The sequence below is a fragment of the Mesorhizobium sp. P3_A8 genome, assembly GCF_056402995.1.
On the sequence record NZ_JBFUGI010000014.1, the window covers coordinates 116,932 to 134,327 of the forward strand.

Below are 17,396 nucleotides of genomic sequence, written 5' to 3' on the forward strand. Positions count from 1 at the left end.
ACCAATCATTTGTCAATCACCGGAGCTTCCGATGCGCATAGCCGTCCTCGCCGATATCCATGGCAACGTCCTGGCGCTGGACGCCGTGCTTGAGGACTTGGCGCGCCGCGGCGGCGCTGACCTCACCGTCAATCTCGGCGACAGCGTTTCCGGCCCGCTCTGGCCGCGCGAGACGTTTGAGCGGCTGGAAGCGCTGAACCTGCCGACGGTGCGCGGCAACCATGATCGCCGCGTCGCCGCCGATCCGGCCGACGAGACCATGTGGGCTTCCGACGTCTATGCACAGGAGCGGCTGACCGAGGCGCAGCGCGCGGTTCTCTTCGCCCAGCCGCTGACGCTGGAGATCGCGCCGGGGATTGTCGCCTTCCATGCCCGCCCCGACCATGACGAGAAATACCTCGCCGACGCAATCGTCGATGGCCAGTTGGTGCGCGCGCCGCTGGCGGCGATCCGGCGGCGGTTGAAGGCGCTCGACCCGGCCTGCCGCATTGCGCTGTGCGGCCACAGCCATCGCGCTGAGCTGGTCCGCATCCCCGACGGTCCCGTCATCTTCAATCCAGGCAGCATCGGCTGCCCCGCCTATGACGATTCCACCCCGCCGGCGCATGTTTCCGAACAGGGCTCGCCGCATGCGCGCTACGGCATCGTCACCTTGGGTGGCGAAGGCCAGCCCGACCGCTTCGAGGCCATCGCCGTCGACTACGACCATGAGGCAGCGGCGCGCCAGGCCGAACAGGCGGGGCGCCTGGAATGGGCCCACGCGCTCAGGACTGGCTTCATGCCGGACTGAGCAAAAGCTCATGTCCGGACTGAACGGTTGCGTTCACGCCGCCCCGGGCTGAATGCATTTGCATTCATGCCCCCGAAGACGCTTCCCATTTGGGCTGAAAAAGGCGTGAACATCTGGCGTGTAGACACGGCGCCGCGCCGTCGCTTATAAACCGCCTTCGCGTGCGGCAGCGTTTTTCGGGTTCTGGCGGTGCCTTTGGTAATGCAATTGATCGCCGACAGCCAAGTGATGAGACGCCGAATTAAGCTGCGGACAACGCTCTTGGCGCTGATTGCGGCTCCGTTGCTGATGGCGGCGTGGCCGGTTGTTGTCCCTGCCCATGCCGAAGACACGCCCTTCATCTCCATCGTCACCGGTCTCGCCCCGGACGACCTGCTCAATGTCCGCGCCAAGCCGTCGGCGATCGGCAAGACCGAGACCCGCCTGGCGGCCGGCGCCAGCGTCAGGAACCTCGGCTGCAACGAGATTGACGGGCACCCCTGGTGCAAGGTCGAGTCAGACAATCCCAAAGCCACCGGCTGGGCGCCCGCGCGCTACCTTGTTCCCGTCAATCCGGCTGTTGTGCCCAATCCCGACCAGGCAGCGGATGGGTCCACTGTCGCCACCGGTGGGGATGCGGGCGCGGCTCCCGATGCGGCGATACCCGCTCCCGGCATCTCGGCCGCCACGACGCCTCCCGCCGCGAGCGCGGCGCCCGCCGCCCCGCCGGCACCCCCAACCGACCTGACGGCTCGGCTCGGCGACACGGCCCATCCGGACACACCCGAAACGTCGATGAAATCCACCGCCACCACCGCCATGCAGGATGCTTACGGCCTGGCGCTGGTGGCGAGCGCAACCCCGCCGGCCGGAGAAATCCCAGCCCCTGCCGAACCGCAGCCTCAGGATGCAACCGCGGCTTCCGACGGCAATGCCGCCGCGGACAAAGGCTCCGCCGGGTCGGTTCCCGTTCCCACGCCGCGCCCCGACGGTGCCGCGCCCGCCCTCGACACACAGACCGTCGCCGAACTGCCGCCGCAGCCGACCTCCCTTGTCTCAGGCGACGCTGTCCAGATCCCCTGCGCCCGCTATTTCGGCCAGCCGATGGAGCGCTGCACGGCGACCGTCGTGCACAAGGGCACCGACAAGGCCGACATCACCGTGACCTGGCCCGATGGCGGCACGCGCACCATCTCCTTCTACGCCGGCTTGCCGGCCGGCTCGAACGCCAAGAGCGATTTCCGCTTCACCCGCGAGGGCGCACTGAACCTGATCCGCATCGGCGTCTCCGAACGCTTCGAGATCACGGACACCATTGCGTTTGGGGACTAGGAGGCAGGGGAGTAAGGCAGTACGGCAATAGGGCAATATGTTTCAAGGGCGCTTGAGCCTACTGCCCTACTGCCCTACTGCCCTACTGCCCTACTGCCCTACTGCCCTACTGCCCTACTGCCCTACTGCCCTACTGCCCTACCTGCCCTACTGCCCTAATCCCTCATTTTCGGGGTTACATCCGCCAAAACTCTTCCCTATAAGGCCCACCTAGCCTGATACCAGAATCGCGAGCACAACCGGCCGGGTCTTCCCGTCCCGGTTTTTTGTGCAAGCCGCCCGCCAAACGGAACTTCGCCATGCCAAGACGCACTGACATCAAGTCGATCCTGATCATCGGGGCCGGCCCCATCGTCATCGGCCAGGCCTGCGAGTTCGACTATTCCGGCACCCAGGCCTGCAAGGCGCTGAAGGAGGAAGGTTTCCGCGTCATCCTGGTCAATTCCAACCCGGCCACCATCATGACCGACCCGGAACTGGCCGACGCCACCTATATCGAGCCGATCACGCCCGAGGTCGTCGCCAAGATCATCGCCAAGGAGCGGCCCGACGCGCTGCTGCCGACCATGGGCGGCCAGACCGCGCTCAACACCGCTTTGTCGCTGCGCCGGATGGGCGTGCTCGAGCGCTACAATGTCGAGATGATCGGCGCCGACGCGCACGCCATCGACAAGGCCGAGGACCGCGCGCTGTTTCGCGAGGCAATGCACAAGATCGGCCTGGAAACGCCGAAGTCGATGCTGGCCAACGCCACCGACGTCAAGAACACCGACCGCAAGATGCACGAGGCCGAGCGCGCCGCCGTCAAGGCCGAGGCTCCGGCCGATCTCGACGCCGCGCTCGACGCGCTGGAAACCCGCTGGAACCTCGGCGAAGGCGACCGCAAGCAACGCTACATCAGCCACGGCATGGCGATCGCCGCCCAGGCGCTCGACCATGTCGGCCTGCCGGCAATCATCCGCCCGTCCTTCACCATGGGCGGCACCGGCGGCGGTATCGCCTACAACAGGGCCGAATTCTACGACATCGTCCAGTCCGGCCTCGACGCCTCGCCGACCACCGAAGTGCTGATCGAGGAAAGCGTGCTCGGCTGGAAGGAGTATGAGATGGAGGTCGTCCGCGACAAGGCGGACAATTGCATCATCGTCTGCTCGATCGAGAACATCGATCCGATGGGCGTCCACACCGGTGACTCGATCACCGTCGCCCCTGCCCTGACGCTCACCGACAAAGAGTATCAGATGATGCGCAACGCCTCGATCGCGGTGCTGCGCGAGATCGGCGTCGAGACCGGCGGCTCCAACGTGCAGTTCGCCGTCAACCCGGCCGATGGCCGCCTCGTCGTCATCGAGATGAACCCGCGCGTCTCGCGCTCGTCGGCCTTGGCTTCGAAGGCGACCGGCTTCCCGATCGCCAAGATCGCCGCCAAACTTGCCGTCGGCTACACGCTGGACGAACTGGAGAACGACATCACCGGCGGCGCCACCCCCGCCTCGTTCGAGCCGAGCATCGATTACGTCGTCACCAAAATCCCGCGCTTTGCCTTCGAGAAATTCCCCGGCGCCGAGCCGGTGCTGACCACAGCCATGAAGTCGGTCGGCGAAGTCATGGCCATCGGCCGCACCTTCCAGGAATCGCTGCAGAAGGCCCTGCGTGGTCTGGAGACCGGCCTCACCGGCCTCGACGAGATCGAGATCCCCGGCCTCGGCCATGGCACTGTCGCGGCCAACCACGCCGACGACCGCAACGCCATCCGCGCCGCGCTCGGCACCCCGACGCCCGACCGGCTGCGCATGGTGGCGCAGGCGATCCGCATGGGCACCTCGCTGGAAGACGTGCATTCCATGTGCAAGATCGACCCGTGGTTCCTCGAGCAGATCGCCGGCATCGTTGCCATGGAAGCCCGCATCCGCGAGCACGGCATTCCGCAGGACGCCGTCAATCTGCGCATGCTGAAGGCGATGGGTTTCTCCGATGCCCGCCTGGCGTCACTGACCAAGACCGATGCCGAAGTGATTTCCAGGATCCGCGACAAGCTCGACGTTCATCCCGTCTACAAGCGCATCGACACCTGTGCGGCCGAATTCGCCTCGCCCACCGCCTATATGTACTCGACCTATGAAGTGCCCTTCGCCGGCGCGCTGGCCAACGAAGCGCAGGTCTCGTCGCGCAAGAAGGTGGTCATCCTCGGCGGCGGGCCGAACCGCATCGGCCAGGGCATCGAGTTCGACTATTGCTGCTGCCATGCCGCCTTCGCGCTGCGCGACGCCGGCTATGAAGCGATCATGATCAACTGCAATCCCGAGACCGTGTCGACCGACTACGACACCTCCGACCGGCTCTATTTCGAGCCGCTGACGGCGGAAGACGTGCTGGAGATCCTGCGCGCCGAACAGGCGTCGGGCGAACTGGTCGGCGTCATCGTCCAGTTCGGCGGCCAGACGCCGCTGAAGCTGGCGGACGCGCTGGAAAAGGCCGGCATCCCGATCCTCGGCACCTCGCCCGACATGATCGATCTGGCCGAAGACCGCGACCGCTTCCAGAAGCTCTTGCACAAGCTCAATCTCAGCCAGCCGAAGAACGGCATCGCCTATTCGGTCGAGCAGGCCCGCCTCGTCGCCGGCGAGCTCGGTTTCCCGCTGGTGGTGCGCCCGTCCTATGTGCTGGGCGGCCGCGCCATGCAGATCATCCATGACGAGGGCATGCTGCAATCCTACCTGCTCGACACCGTGCCCGGCCTGGTGCCGGAGGACATCAAGCAGAAATACCCCAACGACAAGACCGGCCAGATCAACACGCTGCTGGGCAAGAACCCGCTGCTGTTCGACACCTATCTCAGTGGCGCCATCGAGGTCGATGTCGACTGCCTCTGCGACGGCAAGGCGACCTTCGTGTCCGGTATTCTCGAGCACATCGAGGAGGCCGGCATCCATTCGGGCGACTCGGCCTGCTCGCTCCCCGTTCACTCGCTGCCGTCCGAACTGGTCGACGAGCTGGAGCGCCAGACGGCGGCGCTTGCCCGCGCGCTCAATGTCGGCGGCCTGATGAACGTGCAGTACGCGATCAAGGACGGCACCGTCTATGTGCTGGAAGTCAACCCGCGCGCGTCAAGAACCGTGCCCTTCGTCGCCAAGACCATCGGCCGTCCCATTGCCAAGATCGCCGCCCGCATCATGGCCGGCGAGACCCTGGAAGACGCCTTCGCCCATTACGGCGCCATGCCCGATCCGCGCAATCCCGGCCACATCGCGGTCAAGGAAGCCGTCTTCCCCTTCGCCCGCTTCCCCGGCGTCGACATTCTGCTCGGCCCGGAAATGCGCTCGACCGGCGAGGTCATGGGCCTCGACCGCGATTTTGCCCTCGCCTTCGCCAAGAGCCAGTTAGGGGCCGGCGTCGACCTGCCGCGCTCCGGCACGCTGTTCGTCTCGGTGCGCGACGAGGACAAGAAGGGCATCTTGCCGGCGGTCAAGCGCCTCGCCGGCCTCGGCTTCAAGGTGCTGGCCACCTCAGGCACCCAGCGCTTCCTCGCCGAAAACGGTGTCGACGCGCAGAAGATCAACAAGGTGCTCGAAGGCCGCCCCCACATCGAAGACGCCATCCGTAACCGCCAGGTGCAGATCGTGTTCAACACGACGGATGGCCAGAAGGCGGTGTCGGACTCCAAGTCGCTGCGCCGCGCGACGCTGATGCAGAAGGTGCCGTATTATACGACGCTGTCGGGTGCGGCCGCGGTGGCGGAGGCGATTGCGGCGCTGAAGGCGGGGAGCCTGGAGGTCAGGCCGCTGCAGGAGTATTTTGCCTAGGCGACTAGCTGATCTCCCCCTTGCGGGGGAGATGGCCGGCAGGCCAGAGGGGGGCGCTGTCCCGCCGACGTTGCGCTCTTGCAGGAACCGCCTTTGCAACGCCAAGCGAGGAAGAAAATCAGAACAACTCCTCCTGCTTCTGCGTCTCAGCTTGATCTTCCCGGACCGTCACACCGAATATCGAACGCACTTGCTCTAGGATCTTTGTCGCGTGATGCGTAACTCCCGCAGCTCGCCAGTAAGATGGGTTCCCAACTGCCAGACCATCGGAGACCTTCTTGATGAAGGCATCTCCAAACGAATACGCAGGCCCACTATATTCAGGATGATCCACAATATTCTTCGCTGCGGCGCGGATCGCTGCAAAGCTCATCTTTGCAATTGATCCGCCCTTCGAAACGAGTCCGCCCTTATCAAGCGTATATCTGAAATGTGCGCTGGCCCGCGCATGTTGAGGGTTGCGTAAGAAGTTAGGATTTTCGATTCCGTAGTCAGCGTAAACCACTCGCCTCGGTAAATCGGAACGGCTCATGAGCGCGCGATACAATTCCCATTCTCCGCGCTCAATCGACTTTGTTAAGTTGAATCCAATTTTTGCTATCTGCGTGGAAAACGTTCCAACCGTAATATAAACATGCGCCCAATCCTGAAGGTAAGGCACAGCTGCTATCTGAAACGAAAGTGCCTCCGCAACGTCCTCTGGTTTTTCAATTTCGAACTCGCCAAGGTCGATGCAAAGCATAGCATCCTTGGCAGAGATCCCGACACCCCCAAGAACTGTATCGACCTTTTCCCCTAACCTGGCGTCTTCCAGATCACCGAGGGCAAGCTTGAGAACAATCCCAGATTGATTTCGCCTTACAATTTCTCGGACAGCCACGGTCAACGCACCGCTCGGCTCGACGGTAATTGCGGGTATAATGCAACAACCTAGAAGGCGTGCCCGCTCGGCGAACTCTCTAATAGGATGAGGTGAAGCTGTCTTAAATTCTTCATCTTCATCGAAGCGATGGCTATCAATTACTGCAGGCCGCTTCCGAAGGTGCTTTGACAGTCGATCCGCAAATTTCGACTGACATTCATCGAGAGAAAGCTTGCGCTTATCCTCATGATCCCAGTCGTTTGGCATTGGCAATGATAGATGGGGAAGCATGTCGTCCAAATCCCGAGAGCGAAGGCGGGATAGGCCGACGTACTCTCCGAATTTAAACTTCATCCTGTAAACGAACAACAATCTGCGCTGCAGTTTTATCACCGAGGTTGTCTCCGTTAAAAACCAAACTGCCTTCGAACACTACCTTGCCCAACAAGTTCATTGAAAATACTAAAATCGTTTCGTTCTCTGCGAATCCTACCTGCTACAACGGCGGGAGATAATCCATTTGCCGCTGCAAACGATCTAACAGCATCGGATGATTTGGCAAAACGGACTAGGGAGGTTTTCCACTTCTCGTCCGCGATCAACGTACTTCTTGCAAAATTGTCAGCTTCCGACTCTTTTCCTTTTTCACCGCCAGTTTCATCGCTGTCAAAGAAAGCGACTACGTCGTCGAACTGCGTATGCAAAACAAGATGCCCAAGCTCATGCATCAAAACAAACCAAAAATTATCTAGTCTATCAAATCTTAGTGTAAGCCCGACTACCGGTGTGTCGCCATCCAATATCGTGGCCGCGCCATCCAAATGGGTTTTTTCCAAATGCGGCTCAATAACTACAATTACTCCAATGCTTAAAAGATATTCAACTGCTCGACGGGGGCCGTCATCAAACTTCGACAGATCCACGAGCCGTCGCACCCAATCCAAGTCTAACGAGAAGAAATCGCCCTTTAAGTTCTTCTTTTTTACGCGTGCGACCTCGCAGATCCGAGCGTGCCAGGCAAGAAGCGCTTGGCTGTCGACCGAGGAATTCGCCCTCACGACTTGCCGGTGGAGAAAATTGTTCCAATTCTCGCCGATACTCTGAACCACGTACCTTTGCGCTGCAGCTTCAACATTTTCAGATTCGCCAGCATCAAGTCGAATCCATTGTCGCCGTAACATCTCCTTGTGAGGTAATTTATTCAACTCTACTGGATCTCTGCTGGATAACTCAACCAGGTCCGTTTCAAGAGTTGCCTCGATTTTCATACTCACGTTCAGAACGTGGAATAAGTCATACAACCTACGAAGACTAATCGTGGCGTAATTTTCCGCCTCGTACCGCTGGATTTGCTGCTCCTTGAGCCCCAGCAATTCCGCAAACTGGCGCTGTGTTAAACCCCGAGCCAACCTCGAGCGCTTCAGTATGTCCGGCAAGCCCTCGATCTGTGTCGCATTAAAGGTCTTAATCTCGCCCGATCGAATGCCAGCATACACAGACACATCCGACCGCAAGCGATTCAGGGTTTCACGGAGGCTTTTTTTACGAAGCTCTATTGTGGACAATTCGATGCCAGTTCGAAGCGCATCCCAACCGTCGAGCGCTTTCAAGCTCGCTGCCGCACGTTCTATTCGTGCATTTAATAAACTGGCTTGTCGGTCATTGTCGGGAATCATGCCTTAGGCTGACACAACAAATTCGTTGCGTCAATGCTGATGGCAGGGAGAACTACGTTCCTGTCCCGCGAATGCCCGGGCTCCGAACCTCACCCGACCGCCACACACTCAATCTCGATATCAAACTCCATCGGCCAAGACGCCACCGGCACAAACGTCCGCGATGGCGCGTTTTCGGGGAAATGCCTGGCATAGACCCGGTTGATGGCGGTGTAGAAGCCGGAATTGACGGCGTAGATGCGCACCATCACGACATTGTCCATCGAGGTGCCGGCCGCCTCCAGACAGTGTTTCAGCGCCCTCAGCGACGCTTCAGTCTGCACCTCGATGTCGCCCTTGACCAGCTTGCCGGTCGTAAGATCGAGCGGTGGTGTGCCGGAGACGAAGACCAGCCCGGCGGCCTTGGTCACCAACGACAACGGCACGCCGAGCGCGCGCACCGCCGCCGACAGCACCGGCACTTCGACGATTTCCTTGGTCATGACGATCTCCCTGTGGTTGCCGCGAGCTTATCGCGCTCCAGGCTGAACGCCAGCGTTCGGCATTGTCGTCCGCAAGTCATCGTCCAATGGAGCAGCGTGTCGCCGCGAAGCGGGGCTGGTTGGAGCGGTCAGCTTGTCCGCTTAGGCAGAGCCCAGACACGACTGCTCGGTGCGCCGCCATGCGAACCGCGTTCAGCGCGATCTGCGACCGAAGGTCGGCGTTGCATTCGGTCTTGCGAAGGAGCCGGCCGGCGCGACGCTGGGTTGCCTTGCCTCGCGCTGTTGGGTTCGGGCGACCGCGCGGCTGATCATTTGATCGGCTGCCTGGACGTCAAACTCGCTGTCCGTATTGCGTTTGGCGGAACTGCGCGAGAACGCCCCTCTCAGGCGAGGGTATTTCAGCAGCACCGCACCCAGGCCGAAAAGCCCGATCACGCACCATGTTCCGATGACCATCATCTGGCTGCCGAAAGACCGCTTTGGCGCATCCGCTTCCGAAATGCCGAGAAATGGCAAAAGCTCGCGGATTTTGTCCTGTTTCAATTCCACGTAGCGCTGGGATGTCTTGAAGTATCCGACCCACTCGCCGCCGCCGAACATGCCGAATTTATAGCCAAGATCGAAATGCTCGCCCTCATCGGCAAAGGAAGCCGGCAGATCGTGAACGAAACGCACGTCTTCGACGCCGATTGGAACAGGACTCACCGTTTCGTTTGAGCTGTGCGCTCCAGGGATCGGAAACACCCGAAACCGCATTTTTCGGGCCTCGGCATCACCAGCAAAGAACATCGAGCAGAGTGCTGCCAGCGTAAATGCCGCCACGAGCTTCATATCTTCCCCCGGATCAACAACCCAGACAAACACATCTGTCGAATACGCGTGAAAACAGTATTTCTCGTTTTTGCAGACCCTAAAATTTTAGGGAACGACCAGAATACATCTCAATGCGAGAAGAAAAGGTCACGCCACCGCCACACATTCGATCTCGATATCGAACTCCACCGGCCATGACCCCACCGGCACAAAACTGCGCGCCGGCGGGTTGGTGGAAAAATACTTGGCCTAGACCCGGTTGATGGCGTTGTAGAAGCCGGCGGCGTAGATACGCACCATCACCACATTGTCGAGCGAGGTCCCCGCCGCCTCCAGGCAATGTTTCAGCGCCTTCAGCGACGCCTAACCGGTCGCCCTTAGCACACGCAGTTCCGCCGGGCGTTTTGGGATCGTGCCGAGCGAACCGAGGCCGAGCCAGTCAGCCACGTTGGACGTGAACTTGCGGGGACCATCGATCTGGATTTCGCCGCTGGCGATTGCACCGGAAAGGCCCTGCGAACCGATCCATATGCGCACCATCGTCTTGAGCGGCGCTTCGATCTGCACATCGACCTCGAAGCCCGGGTCGATGTAGCAGAGGTCGACATCCCTGCGTTCGAACACCAGCCAATGCAGCCGCTTGCCTTCCGGCGCATCGGGAAAATGGAAACGCACGACGAAACGGTCGGGCAGGCTGGGCAAGCGGCGGACATTGCGCCTTATGTCCCACATCAGGAAATCGGTATCGACATCGGCGAGCGACGGCTCGACCTCGATCCATTCCTGTCCCCAGGTCGCGATGGCGCGCACCACCCCGCCGAGAGCCATGCCCGCCTGCGTCAGCCGGTAGACGACCGGCTTGCCGGCGCCCTCACTGCCTCGGGAGACGAGCCCGTAGGCTTCGAACTCCTTCAGCCTCTGCGCCAGTATGGTGCGCGATATCAGCGGCACGCCACGCCGGATCTCGTTGAACCCGGTCGATCCTTCGAGCAGCTGGCGCAGAACCAGCACGGTCCAGCGATTGCACAGGATTTCCGCCGCCATCGACAGCGGACAGTACTGACCGTAGCCGTTGTGCTCCTGCATCTCGAACCGCTTCGCCCCGCGAAAACTGGCTACAGATTGTATAGGCCCCTGCAAGCCGCGCTACCAGTCCGGTTTCCGGACTAGTTTGGCTTCACCGCCGGTGCCAGCATCGACCCCGAATTCGCGACGCCAGCAGTTGCGGCGATCAAGGGAGGGTTCGAACCATGACACAGGCTGACCCGGACATTCTGACAACCATCGCCCAGCTACGCGACATCGTCGGCCCGGTGGGCGAGAAGGTGGCGAACAAGACGATCGACCACATCGACGGGATCTGCGCGACCTTCATTTCCATGTCGCCATACCTCGTCATGGCGACGAGGGGTCAGGACGGTCTGCTCGATCAATCACCCAAGGGGGATCCGGCCGGTTTTGTCGAGGTGCTGGACCACAAGACGATTGCCATTCCCGACCGTCTCGGCAACGGCCGCTTCGACAGCTACGAGAACCTGCTCGCGGACCCGTCGATTGCCTTGATATTCCTCATTCCGGGCCATACCGACACGCTTCGTGTCGCCGGCGAAGGCCGCATCAGCCGCGCCCCCGAACTGCTCGCCCGCTATCCGGTGCACGGAAAGGAACCGCGCTTCGTTCTGCTGGTCACGGTGCGCCAGGCCTTCCTGCATTGCTCCAAGAGCACCGTGCGGGCCGGCCTGTGGCGCAAGGAAACCTGGCCCGACTCGTCCTGTGTTCCCTCGCTTGCGCAAGCAATGGTCGCCCATGGCAAGCTGGCACTCGGTGTTGCCGAGATGCAGGAGATCATCGACAGGGACGGCAAGAACCGGCTCTATTGAAGCGAGTGGTCACGCGACCGCCACACACTCGATCTCGATATCGAACTCCATTGGCCATGACGCCACCGGCACAAAACTGCGCGCCGGCGGGTTGGTGGAGAAATACTTGGCGTAGACCCGGTTGATGGCGTTGTAGAAGCCGGAATTGACGGCGTAGATGCGCACCATCACCACATTGTCGAGCGAGGTGCCGGCTGCCTCCAGGCAATGTTTCAGCGCCTTCAGCGATGCCTCTGTCTGCGTTTCGATATCGCCGCGCACCATCTCGCCGGTCACCATGTCCACCGGTGGCGTCGCCGATATGAACACGAAGCCATTGGCCCTCACCGCCGTCGAGCAGGGCAGGCCGAGCGCCCGCACCTTGGCCGACATGACCGGCACTTCGATGACTTCTTTTTTCATGGTGATGCTCCCTGGGGTTGGCAGGCTGGCGCCAAGGCCCCCTCACCCAGCCTCCGCTTCGCTCGGCTTCCGGGCGAGCCGCTTGTCTCGCCGTCCTTCGGACCCCCGAGGGGAGAGGAGACTATGAGCGCCAGCGCTTCCCTCTTCTCCCCTCGGGGAGAAGGTGGCCGCGAAGCGGTCGGATGAGGGGGCCTTGGCGCCAACCTGTAATTGCCGGGAGCTTATCCCGACGCTGGCAGAACGCCAGCGCCGAACCATGGTCCAGCGCTCACCCCTGCCCCGGATACGGCGTGCCATCCCTATGCAAAAACCGCCCATCCGAGCTTGGGCTCATCATGTCGATGTCGGAGCACGTGATGACATCGTCCGGATTGCGCGAGCCGACCTCCAGGTAGCGCGCGGTAACCGACGACCGGTTGATCATGTGGTGGCCGTTGCCGCTGTTTTTGGCGAAGGCAGCACTATCGCCTGCCTTGAGCAGCGTCTCGCCGCCATCCTCGACCAGCGTCAACTCGCCTTCCAGCACATAGACGAACTCGTCCTCATGGCTGTGCCAGTGGCGCTGGCTGGACCAGCCTCCGGGCGGGAGCGTCATCAGGTTGACGCCGAAATCGGTGAGCCCGCCGGCATCGCCGAGGCGCTGGCGGGTGCGGGTGGCGCAAGGGACGTCGAAGGGCGCGGGGTAGCCGGAGCCCTTGCGGATGGGGACGGCTGAGAGGTCGATCTTGGGCATGGCGTGCTCCCTGATTCCATGGTGGCAGTCTAAATCAGGTAAGGCGTGGGCACAGAGCCACCTTGCGGCAGCAGGTTTGCCAGGGGCTGGCGGAAGCATCCACCGTAGCGCTCTACGGCGCCCCCCTCTGTCCTGCCCGACATCTCCCCCACAGGTGGGGAGATTGGCGGCTTTGTCGCTGGCGCTTTTCTCTTCAATAATGAAAATTAGCGAAGGCCGAGATGACGGCTAATCTCCCCCCAAGTGGGGGAGATGTCCGGCAGGACAGAGGGGGGGCCGTAGAGTGCCGACCCCGACCACCTCGCCCTCGAACTCACCGCTGCCACAGCGCGTGGGAGCAGGCAAAAAAACCTCACGACTGCAGTGTCACCTCACCTTCGTCCTCTCCGTCCCAATAGTGGGCGCGCGTGGCCTCGACCTTGATCATGGCCAGCCCGGGCGTGTCGGTGCCCTGCTCGAACCATTCGTCGATATCCTCGTTCCAGTGTTCCTCGAACGCCGCCTTGTCGCGGATGATCTCGGCCTTGCCCGCGACGGAGACCCAGAAGCCGTCATCGCCCTTGAACGCCAGCGACACATTGGCGTCGCGCTCGATCTCGGCCACCACTTCCGACTTCTCCCAGGTGAAGTAGTAGGAGGAACCGTCGTAATCGACGTCCTGGTTGTTGCTCATCGGCCGGCCGGCAATGGCGCCACCCTCGGAATGGGTGGACAGCATGGCGACATCGATGTCTCGCATTTTTTCGGCAATCTCGGCAAGGCTGCGTTCGGTCATAGCGTGCTCCTGTCAAAGGGGTTGGCTAGGGCAACGTCCGATCCGCGCTTTGGTTCTCAGGAACTGTTGGCGGCGTTGGAACATTCCTCCGGCGGAGGATCGAGAGATGCAGAAGCTGCGCAAGGGAACACGCGTTACCTGGGAATGGGGTGCGCATACCGCCAAAGGAAAGGTGATCGAGAGCTTCACCAACGACGTGACGCGCACCATCAAGGGCACGGAGGTGGTGCGCAAGGCGAGCACGGAAGAACCCGCCTATCTCATCGAGCAGGCCGATGGCGACCACGTGCTGAAAAGCCACTCAGAACTGAAGCGCAAAGGCTGAAGGGCGGGTTGCCTAGTGGCAGCAGGCCTCGCCATACTGCAGCTGCTCCCTCCAATCCGGCCGCCCCTCCGGGGTAAAATCCATCAGGTTCCACAGGATCTCGCAGGTGCCGATGGCGCGCGGGTCCTGGCCGGGGTCGGTCGGCGCGAAGCCGAGTTCGGATGACCAGAAATGCCTGATGCCGTCACCATCGCGGTGGAACACCGACAGCAGCGGCATCTGCGCACCGTCCGCCGTCTCCGCATTGTAGTCGCGCTTGAAGCTGTTGGCGGCCGACGACACCAGCCGCATGTTCTTCCAGCCATGGTCGCGGCCGAGCGTGACCAGGTTTTCCAACCCGGTCTTGGCCACCACCGCAAAATTGAAGCCGGCGGCTTCGAGATGGCCGACGGCGCCGTCGAACTGGTCGAGCAGCGCCGTGCAGGACGGGCACGGCTGGTCCGGCCGGGCGAGCCTGGCCGTGCCGCCGCTCGCCGCCACGGCGCGCGTCTCCTGCGGATGGCGCGGAAACATCATGTTGTAGAGGATGAGCGAATCCTTGCCCGGCGCGAACAGCTCCGACAGTTTTGTCTTCGCCGGCTTGCCGCCGGCATCGAGCGCATCGAAGACATAGTCCTGGCGGATCAGCCCGCCCGGCGGTAGCGCGCGCCGCGCCTCGGCCACCGCCTCCATGGCGCGGCGCAGTTCGATTTCCTTCTTCAGCAGTTTTTCGCGGGCGGTGCGGTACTTCGCGGATTCGTTGGGAAAGGTGATCATGATCGGCTCCCTGGGTGCGCCGGCGTCCCGGCGCGGTTGTTCTACGACCCAAGGACGTTTGGCGGCGATCGGTCCCGACATTTTTGCGGATAGCGACGAGCGATATCTTGCCAAGGAACCTCTCAGGCTTTTCAGCATTCTCGCGGCAGGCTAAGGCCAACTGGCCGGGGGAACAAAAATGCACGAAGACGACGAGATCGACCTGCGCTGCCCGCAAGTGGTGGCCGACAATGCCGCCAAAGGCTTGAGGTTGCGCAGAGAGTTCGGCCGTGGCGGCACCGAGATTGGCGTGGCGCGAGCGACGGAATTGAAGAACCGCGAGAAGCTCGCGCCGTCGACCATCCGCCGCATGGTCAGCTACTTCGCCCGCCACGAAGTCGACAAGCGCGGGAAAAATTACGGCAATGAGGCAAACCCGTCAGCCGGCCACATCGCCTGGCTCTTATGGGGCGGCGATGAAGGCCGCGCCTGGGCGCTGGAGCTCAAGCAGAAGATCGGCAACGCGCCGGATATCTGAACGTCCGGACGCGCCGCCCTTCAGCTGTACCAATCAACCTCGAACATGCCGAGCCGTTGGTAGAGCCTGACAGCGGCGGGATTCTCGACGGTATTGGTCTTCAGGTCGACACGGTCAGCGCCCCGTTCACGAAAACTGGCAAAAGCGTGCCACATCAGCGCCTCGCCGATGCCCTTGCCGCGCGCCTCGGGATGAACGGCGAGGTCCTTGACGAAGGCGGAAGTCCAGCACAGTGCAGCAGCCGCCAGCCGGCCCTTGGCGTCGATGACGAGGAAACACAGCGCCGGGTCGAATTCGGGATCACCTGATATGCGCGGCCACCATTCATCGAACGGGCCGTCGGTGCCGTCGTCGAACACCTCGCTCAGCAGCGCATGCAGAGGCGGCGCGTCGCCGGGCTCGAAGCTGCGCATGGCAAAACCATCCGGCCAATGCGGTGCAACCAGCGTCTCGTCGAGGATCTTGCGCAGCCGGATGTCGTTCAGGGCCGGCGGGCGCGGTTCGGGCATCGCGCTCAGGCGTCGGGCTGCAGGCGGTGCCGCTTGCGGTCGACGCCGAGGCCGGTCGCCTCGAGCAGGCCCTTGCGCTTGGCGTCGAAATAATAGCCGGTCTGGTAGAGCCAGTCGGCCTTCTTGGCGTTGCCGTCCGATACCAGCCAGGCGCCACGCAGATATTTGACCGCGTATTTGAGGTTGGTCTCGGCATCGAACAGGCCCTTGGCCGGTCCGTCATAGCCCATGCCGCGTGCCGTTGCGTGCTTGATCTGCATCAGCCCCCAATGGCCATTGTTGTAGGCCTTCGGATTGAAGGTGCTCTCGCGGTTGACGACATGGCGCACCAGATCGACCGGCACCTGGTAGAGGGCGGCGTATTTGACGATCAGCCGGTCGACGTCACCGCGCATGCCGGTGTGCTCTTCCGGAGCGGCAGGGCTGAGCGGCGCGGACGGAAACTGCACCAGGGCGGCCGGGTTCTGCGGCACGACATAGGCGACTTGCTGCACGCCAGGCAGTTTCTGCCCGCTGCTGGCGACTGCCGGCACGATGAGTCCGGCGGTGGTGTATGTCTGGGCCGTCTTGACCGGCTGGCCGGCCTTGCTCGGCGGCGGCGCCTGCCAGGCATTGGCGGCCATCACGGCGGGCACGGCCGGCGCTGTCGGCGTCGCCCCGGCAAAGGCCGCGGTCGCGGCAATCGGCTGGGCGGCGGCGTCGAGCGGCACGGCAGTCGGACCAGGTGTCAGTTCGGCAGTCTGGACGGGGGCAATGCCCGAGGATTCCGGCAGCACCGAAACCGTTTCCGGCAGCGGTATGGTGAAGCCGGCGTCGCTGCCGGCAACGGTCGCGGTTTCGGCCAAGGCAGGTGCTGCCTTCATCTGCGAGGTCGAGGTGCAGCCGCTGATGCCGGCCGCCGCCATGATCACGCCGATCGCGATAAGGGTATGTTTTGCTGGCAAGCCGCGCACGGGTCCGGTTCGTCGGGTGTTAAGAAATCCCTTACACCAGCGATTCAGGGCGGGCAATCAGGGCCATCAGGTGGTTTTCGGGTGGCGGGACTCGGGCCGAACTGCCATATTGTTCCTGATATGTACTGGCACAAATGCCGGTTTTCGCCACTTTGCGGAAAGGAACGCAACATGGAAACGACAGCTTCGATCACAGCCGGCCACGCAGTGTTAGAAACAGTGATCGGTTTCATGGGCATCGCCTGGAGCGAAAAGGGCCTGATCCGGCTCTGCCTGCCCGAACGCAGTCGCGAATCCGTCGAGCGGCGGCTTATGCGCCATGCCGGCGTTTCAGCCTCCACGGCCCAACCGCCATGGGTGGTCGAGCTGATCGCTTCGATCAAGGCTTATGCTGCCGGCGAGGACGTCGATTTCACCGGCGTGCCGGTCGATCTCGACGGCATCGACGACTTTCGCCTCGCCATCTACGACGCGGCACGCAAACTCGGCTATGGCGAAACCACCACCTATGGGGAACTCGCCAAGCGCGCCGGCCAACCTGGCCTGCCGCGCGAAACCGGCGCTGCCCTTGGCGCCAATCCGGTGCCGCTGGTCATCCCCTGCCACCGCATCCTGGCAGCCGGCGGCAAGATCGGCGGCTTCTCGGCGCCCGGTGGCTCGATCACCAAGGAAAAGATGCTGGCCATGGAAGGCGTGCGCGTCGGCCCGCCGCCGCCGGCGCAAGTGTCGTTCGGGTTCTGAACCGCCGACCATTCGATGTCAGAGGAAAGAACGGCCAGAAGATTGCGGCCGTTCTCCTCGGAGGTTCC

18 protein-coding genes and 1 pseudogene are annotated in these 17,396 nt (G+C 62.2%); 7 read left to right on the plus strand and 12 right to left on the minus strand.

Translation table 11 applies throughout. From position 1 onward, the window contains the following. Positions 1–31: 31 nt before the first annotated feature. The 3 genes from AC1DX4_RS28570 to carB all read left to right on the plus strand — a co-directional run bounded on the left by AC1DX4_RS28570 (position 32) and on the right by carB (position 5,904). Positions 32–790 (plus strand): metallophosphoesterase family protein, encoded by a 759-nt coding sequence (locus tag AC1DX4_RS28570; RefSeq protein ID WP_477223487.1) that lies wholly within the window; start codon positions 32–34, stop codon positions 788–790. Between the two features lie 228 nt (positions 791–1,018). Beyond that, positions 1,019–2,101, plus strand: a complete 1,083-nt coding sequence (locus AC1DX4_RS28575; protein WP_477223488.1) for an SH3 domain-containing protein — start codon at positions 1,019–1,021, stop codon at positions 2,099–2,101. 299 nt (positions 2,102–2,400) lie between these two features. Continuing rightward, on the plus strand, positions 2,401–5,904 hold the full coding sequence (gene carB / locus AC1DX4_RS28580) for a carbamoyl-phosphate synthase large subunit (protein ID WP_477223489.1): 3,504 nt from the start codon (positions 2,401–2,403) through the stop codon (positions 5,902–5,904). Positions 5,905–6,022: 118 nt separating this feature from the next. Here the strand turns inward: carB and AC1DX4_RS28585 are convergent, their stop codons facing one another. The 6 genes and pseudogenes from AC1DX4_RS28585 to AC1DX4_RS28610 form a co-directional block, all read right to left on the minus strand. Next, positions 6,023–7,159 carry a beta family protein gene (locus AC1DX4_RS28585; RefSeq protein WP_477223490.1) on the minus strand — a complete coding sequence of 379 codons (1,137 nt, stop codon included), beginning with the start codon at positions 7,157–7,159 and terminating at the stop codon, positions 6,023–6,025. Positions 7,160–7,173: 14 nt separating this feature from the next. Next, entirely contained in the window at positions 7,174–8,442 is a 1,269-nt protein-coding gene (locus AC1DX4_RS28590; protein ID WP_477223491.1) for an XRE family transcriptional regulator, read from the minus strand. Positions 8,443–8,531: 89 nt separating this feature from the next. Further along, a complete protein-coding gene (locus AC1DX4_RS28595) occupies positions 8,532–8,924 on the minus strand; it encodes a RidA family protein (RefSeq protein ID WP_477223492.1) in 393 nt (130 codons plus the stop codon). 192 nt (positions 8,925–9,116) lie between these two features. Continuing rightward, complete coding sequence (locus tag AC1DX4_RS28600) at positions 9,117–9,755, minus strand: hypothetical protein (RefSeq protein WP_477223493.1); 639 nt, start codon at positions 9,753–9,755, stop codon at positions 9,117–9,119. A gap of 129 nt (positions 9,756–9,884) precedes the next feature. Then, positions 9,885–10,100 (minus strand): annotated as a pseudogene (locus AC1DX4_RS28605) (RidA family protein); the annotation flags it as partial. Then, a complete protein-coding gene (locus AC1DX4_RS28610; protein ID WP_477223494.1) occupies positions 10,101–10,823 on the minus strand; it encodes a winged helix-turn-helix transcriptional regulator in 723 nt (240 codons plus the stop codon). Between the two features lie 164 nt (positions 10,824–10,987). On the opposite strand from AC1DX4_RS28610, the gene AC1DX4_RS28615 reads away from it, so the two are divergent. Then, positions 10,988–11,617 (plus strand): MSMEG_1061 family FMN-dependent PPOX-type flavoprotein, encoded by a 630-nt coding sequence (locus AC1DX4_RS28615; protein ID WP_477223495.1) that lies wholly within the window; start codon positions 10,988–10,990, stop codon positions 11,615–11,617. A gap of 9 nt (positions 11,618–11,626) precedes the next feature. Here the strand turns inward: AC1DX4_RS28615 and AC1DX4_RS28620 are convergent, their stop codons facing one another. The 3 genes from AC1DX4_RS28620 to AC1DX4_RS28630 form a co-directional block, all read right to left on the minus strand. Further along, positions 11,627–12,019 (minus strand): RidA family protein, encoded by a 393-nt coding sequence (locus tag AC1DX4_RS28620; RefSeq protein WP_027044169.1) that lies wholly within the window; start codon positions 12,017–12,019, stop codon positions 11,627–11,629. A gap of 268 nt (positions 12,020–12,287) precedes the next feature. Further along, complete coding sequence (locus AC1DX4_RS28625) at positions 12,288–12,752, minus strand: cupin domain-containing protein (RefSeq protein ID WP_477223496.1); 465 nt, start codon at positions 12,750–12,752, stop codon at positions 12,288–12,290. A gap of 352 nt (positions 12,753–13,104) precedes the next feature. Then, entirely contained in the window at positions 13,105–13,527 is a 423-nt protein-coding gene (locus AC1DX4_RS28630; RefSeq protein ID WP_477223497.1) for a pyridoxamine 5'-phosphate oxidase family protein, read from the minus strand. Between the two features lie 106 nt (positions 13,528–13,633). On the opposite strand from AC1DX4_RS28630, the gene AC1DX4_RS28635 reads away from it, so the two are divergent. Next, complete coding sequence (locus AC1DX4_RS28635; protein WP_477223498.1) at positions 13,634–13,852, plus strand: hypervirulence associated TUDOR domain-containing protein; 219 nt, start codon at positions 13,634–13,636, stop codon at positions 13,850–13,852. A 12-nt stretch (positions 13,853–13,864) separates the two neighbouring features. On the opposite strand, the gene AC1DX4_RS28640 is transcribed toward AC1DX4_RS28635, so the two are convergent. Then, positions 13,865–14,608 (minus strand): DUF899 family protein, encoded by a 744-nt coding sequence (locus AC1DX4_RS28640; protein ID WP_477223499.1) that lies wholly within the window; start codon positions 14,606–14,608, stop codon positions 13,865–13,867. A gap of 178 nt (positions 14,609–14,786) precedes the next feature. On the opposite strand from AC1DX4_RS28640, the gene AC1DX4_RS28645 reads away from it, so the two are divergent. Beyond that, complete coding sequence (locus tag AC1DX4_RS28645) at positions 14,787–15,125, plus strand: hypothetical protein (protein ID WP_477223500.1); 339 nt, start codon at positions 14,787–14,789, stop codon at positions 15,123–15,125. A 20-nt stretch (positions 15,126–15,145) separates the two neighbouring features. Here the strand turns inward: AC1DX4_RS28645 and AC1DX4_RS28650 are convergent, their stop codons facing one another. Both AC1DX4_RS28650 and AC1DX4_RS28655 read right to left on the minus strand, forming a co-directional pair. Beyond that, positions 15,146–15,634 carry a GNAT family N-acetyltransferase gene (locus tag AC1DX4_RS28650; protein WP_477223501.1) on the minus strand — a complete coding sequence of 163 codons (489 nt, stop codon included), beginning with the start codon at positions 15,632–15,634 and terminating at the stop codon, positions 15,146–15,148. A gap of 5 nt (positions 15,635–15,639) precedes the next feature. Next, positions 15,640–16,578 (minus strand): transglycosylase SLT domain-containing protein, encoded by a 939-nt coding sequence (locus AC1DX4_RS28655; RefSeq protein ID WP_477223502.1) that lies wholly within the window; start codon positions 16,576–16,578, stop codon positions 15,640–15,642. Positions 16,579–16,758: 180 nt separating this feature from the next. On the opposite strand from AC1DX4_RS28655, the gene AC1DX4_RS28660 reads away from it, so the two are divergent. Beyond that, complete coding sequence (locus AC1DX4_RS28660; protein WP_477223503.1) at positions 16,759–17,328, plus strand: methylated-DNA--[protein]-cysteine S-methyltransferase; 570 nt, start codon at positions 16,759–16,761, stop codon at positions 17,326–17,328. The last annotated feature ends 68 nt before the right edge of the window (positions 17,329–17,396 follow it).

What these genes read in the sequence shown, in the direction of transcription:
- AC1DX4_RS28590 (WP_477223491.1), bottom strand. Translation starts at nt 8,442, where the DNA reads ATGATTCCCGACAATGACCGACAAGCCAGTTTATTAAATGCACGAATA.
- AC1DX4_RS28600 (WP_477223493.1), bottom strand. Translation starts at nt 9,755, where the DNA reads ATGAAGCTCGTGGCGGCATTTACGCTGGCAGCACTCTGCTCGATGTTC.
- AC1DX4_RS28645 (WP_477223500.1), top strand. Translation starts at nt 14,787, where the DNA reads ATGCACGAAGACGACGAGATCGACCTGCGCTGCCCGCAAGTGGTGGCC.
- AC1DX4_RS28610 (WP_477223494.1), bottom strand. Translation starts at nt 10,823, where the DNA reads ATGCAGGAGCACAACGGCTACGGTCAGTACTGTCCGCTGTCGATGGCG.
- AC1DX4_RS28575 (WP_477223488.1), top strand. Translation starts at nt 1,019, where the DNA reads ATGAGACGCCGAATTAAGCTGCGGACAACGCTCTTGGCGCTGATTGCG.
- AC1DX4_RS28650 (WP_477223501.1), bottom strand. Translation starts at nt 15,634, where the DNA reads ATGCCCGAACCGCGCCCGCCGGCCCTGAACGACATCCGGCTGCGCAAG.
- carB (WP_477223489.1), top strand. Translation starts at nt 2,401, where the DNA reads ATGCCAAGACGCACTGACATCAAGTCGATCCTGATCATCGGGGCCGGC.
- AC1DX4_RS28615 (WP_477223495.1), top strand. Translation starts at nt 10,988, where the DNA reads ATGACACAGGCTGACCCGGACATTCTGACAACCATCGCCCAGCTACGC.
- AC1DX4_RS28630 (WP_477223497.1), bottom strand. Translation starts at nt 13,527, where the DNA reads ATGACCGAACGCAGCCTTGCCGAGATTGCCGAAAAAATGCGAGACATC.
- AC1DX4_RS28620 (WP_027044169.1), bottom strand. Translation starts at nt 12,019, where the DNA reads ATGAAAAAAGAAGTCATCGAAGTGCCGGTCATGTCGGCCAAGGTGCGG.
- AC1DX4_RS28660 (WP_477223503.1), top strand. Translation starts at nt 16,759, where the DNA reads ATGGAAACGACAGCTTCGATCACAGCCGGCCACGCAGTGTTAGAAACA.
- AC1DX4_RS28640 (WP_477223499.1), bottom strand. Translation starts at nt 14,608, where the DNA reads ATGATCACCTTTCCCAACGAATCCGCGAAGTACCGCACCGCCCGCGAA.
- AC1DX4_RS28625 (WP_477223496.1), bottom strand. Translation starts at nt 12,752, where the DNA reads ATGCCCAAGATCGACCTCTCAGCCGTCCCCATCCGCAAGGGCTCCGGC.
- AC1DX4_RS28570 (WP_477223487.1), top strand. Translation starts at nt 32, where the DNA reads ATGCGCATAGCCGTCCTCGCCGATATCCATGGCAACGTCCTGGCGCTG.
- AC1DX4_RS28635 (WP_477223498.1), top strand. Translation starts at nt 13,634, where the DNA reads ATGCAGAAGCTGCGCAAGGGAACACGCGTTACCTGGGAATGGGGTGCG.
- AC1DX4_RS28595 (WP_477223492.1), bottom strand. Translation starts at nt 8,924, where the DNA reads ATGACCAAGGAAATCGTCGAAGTGCCGGTGCTGTCGGCGGCGGTGCGC.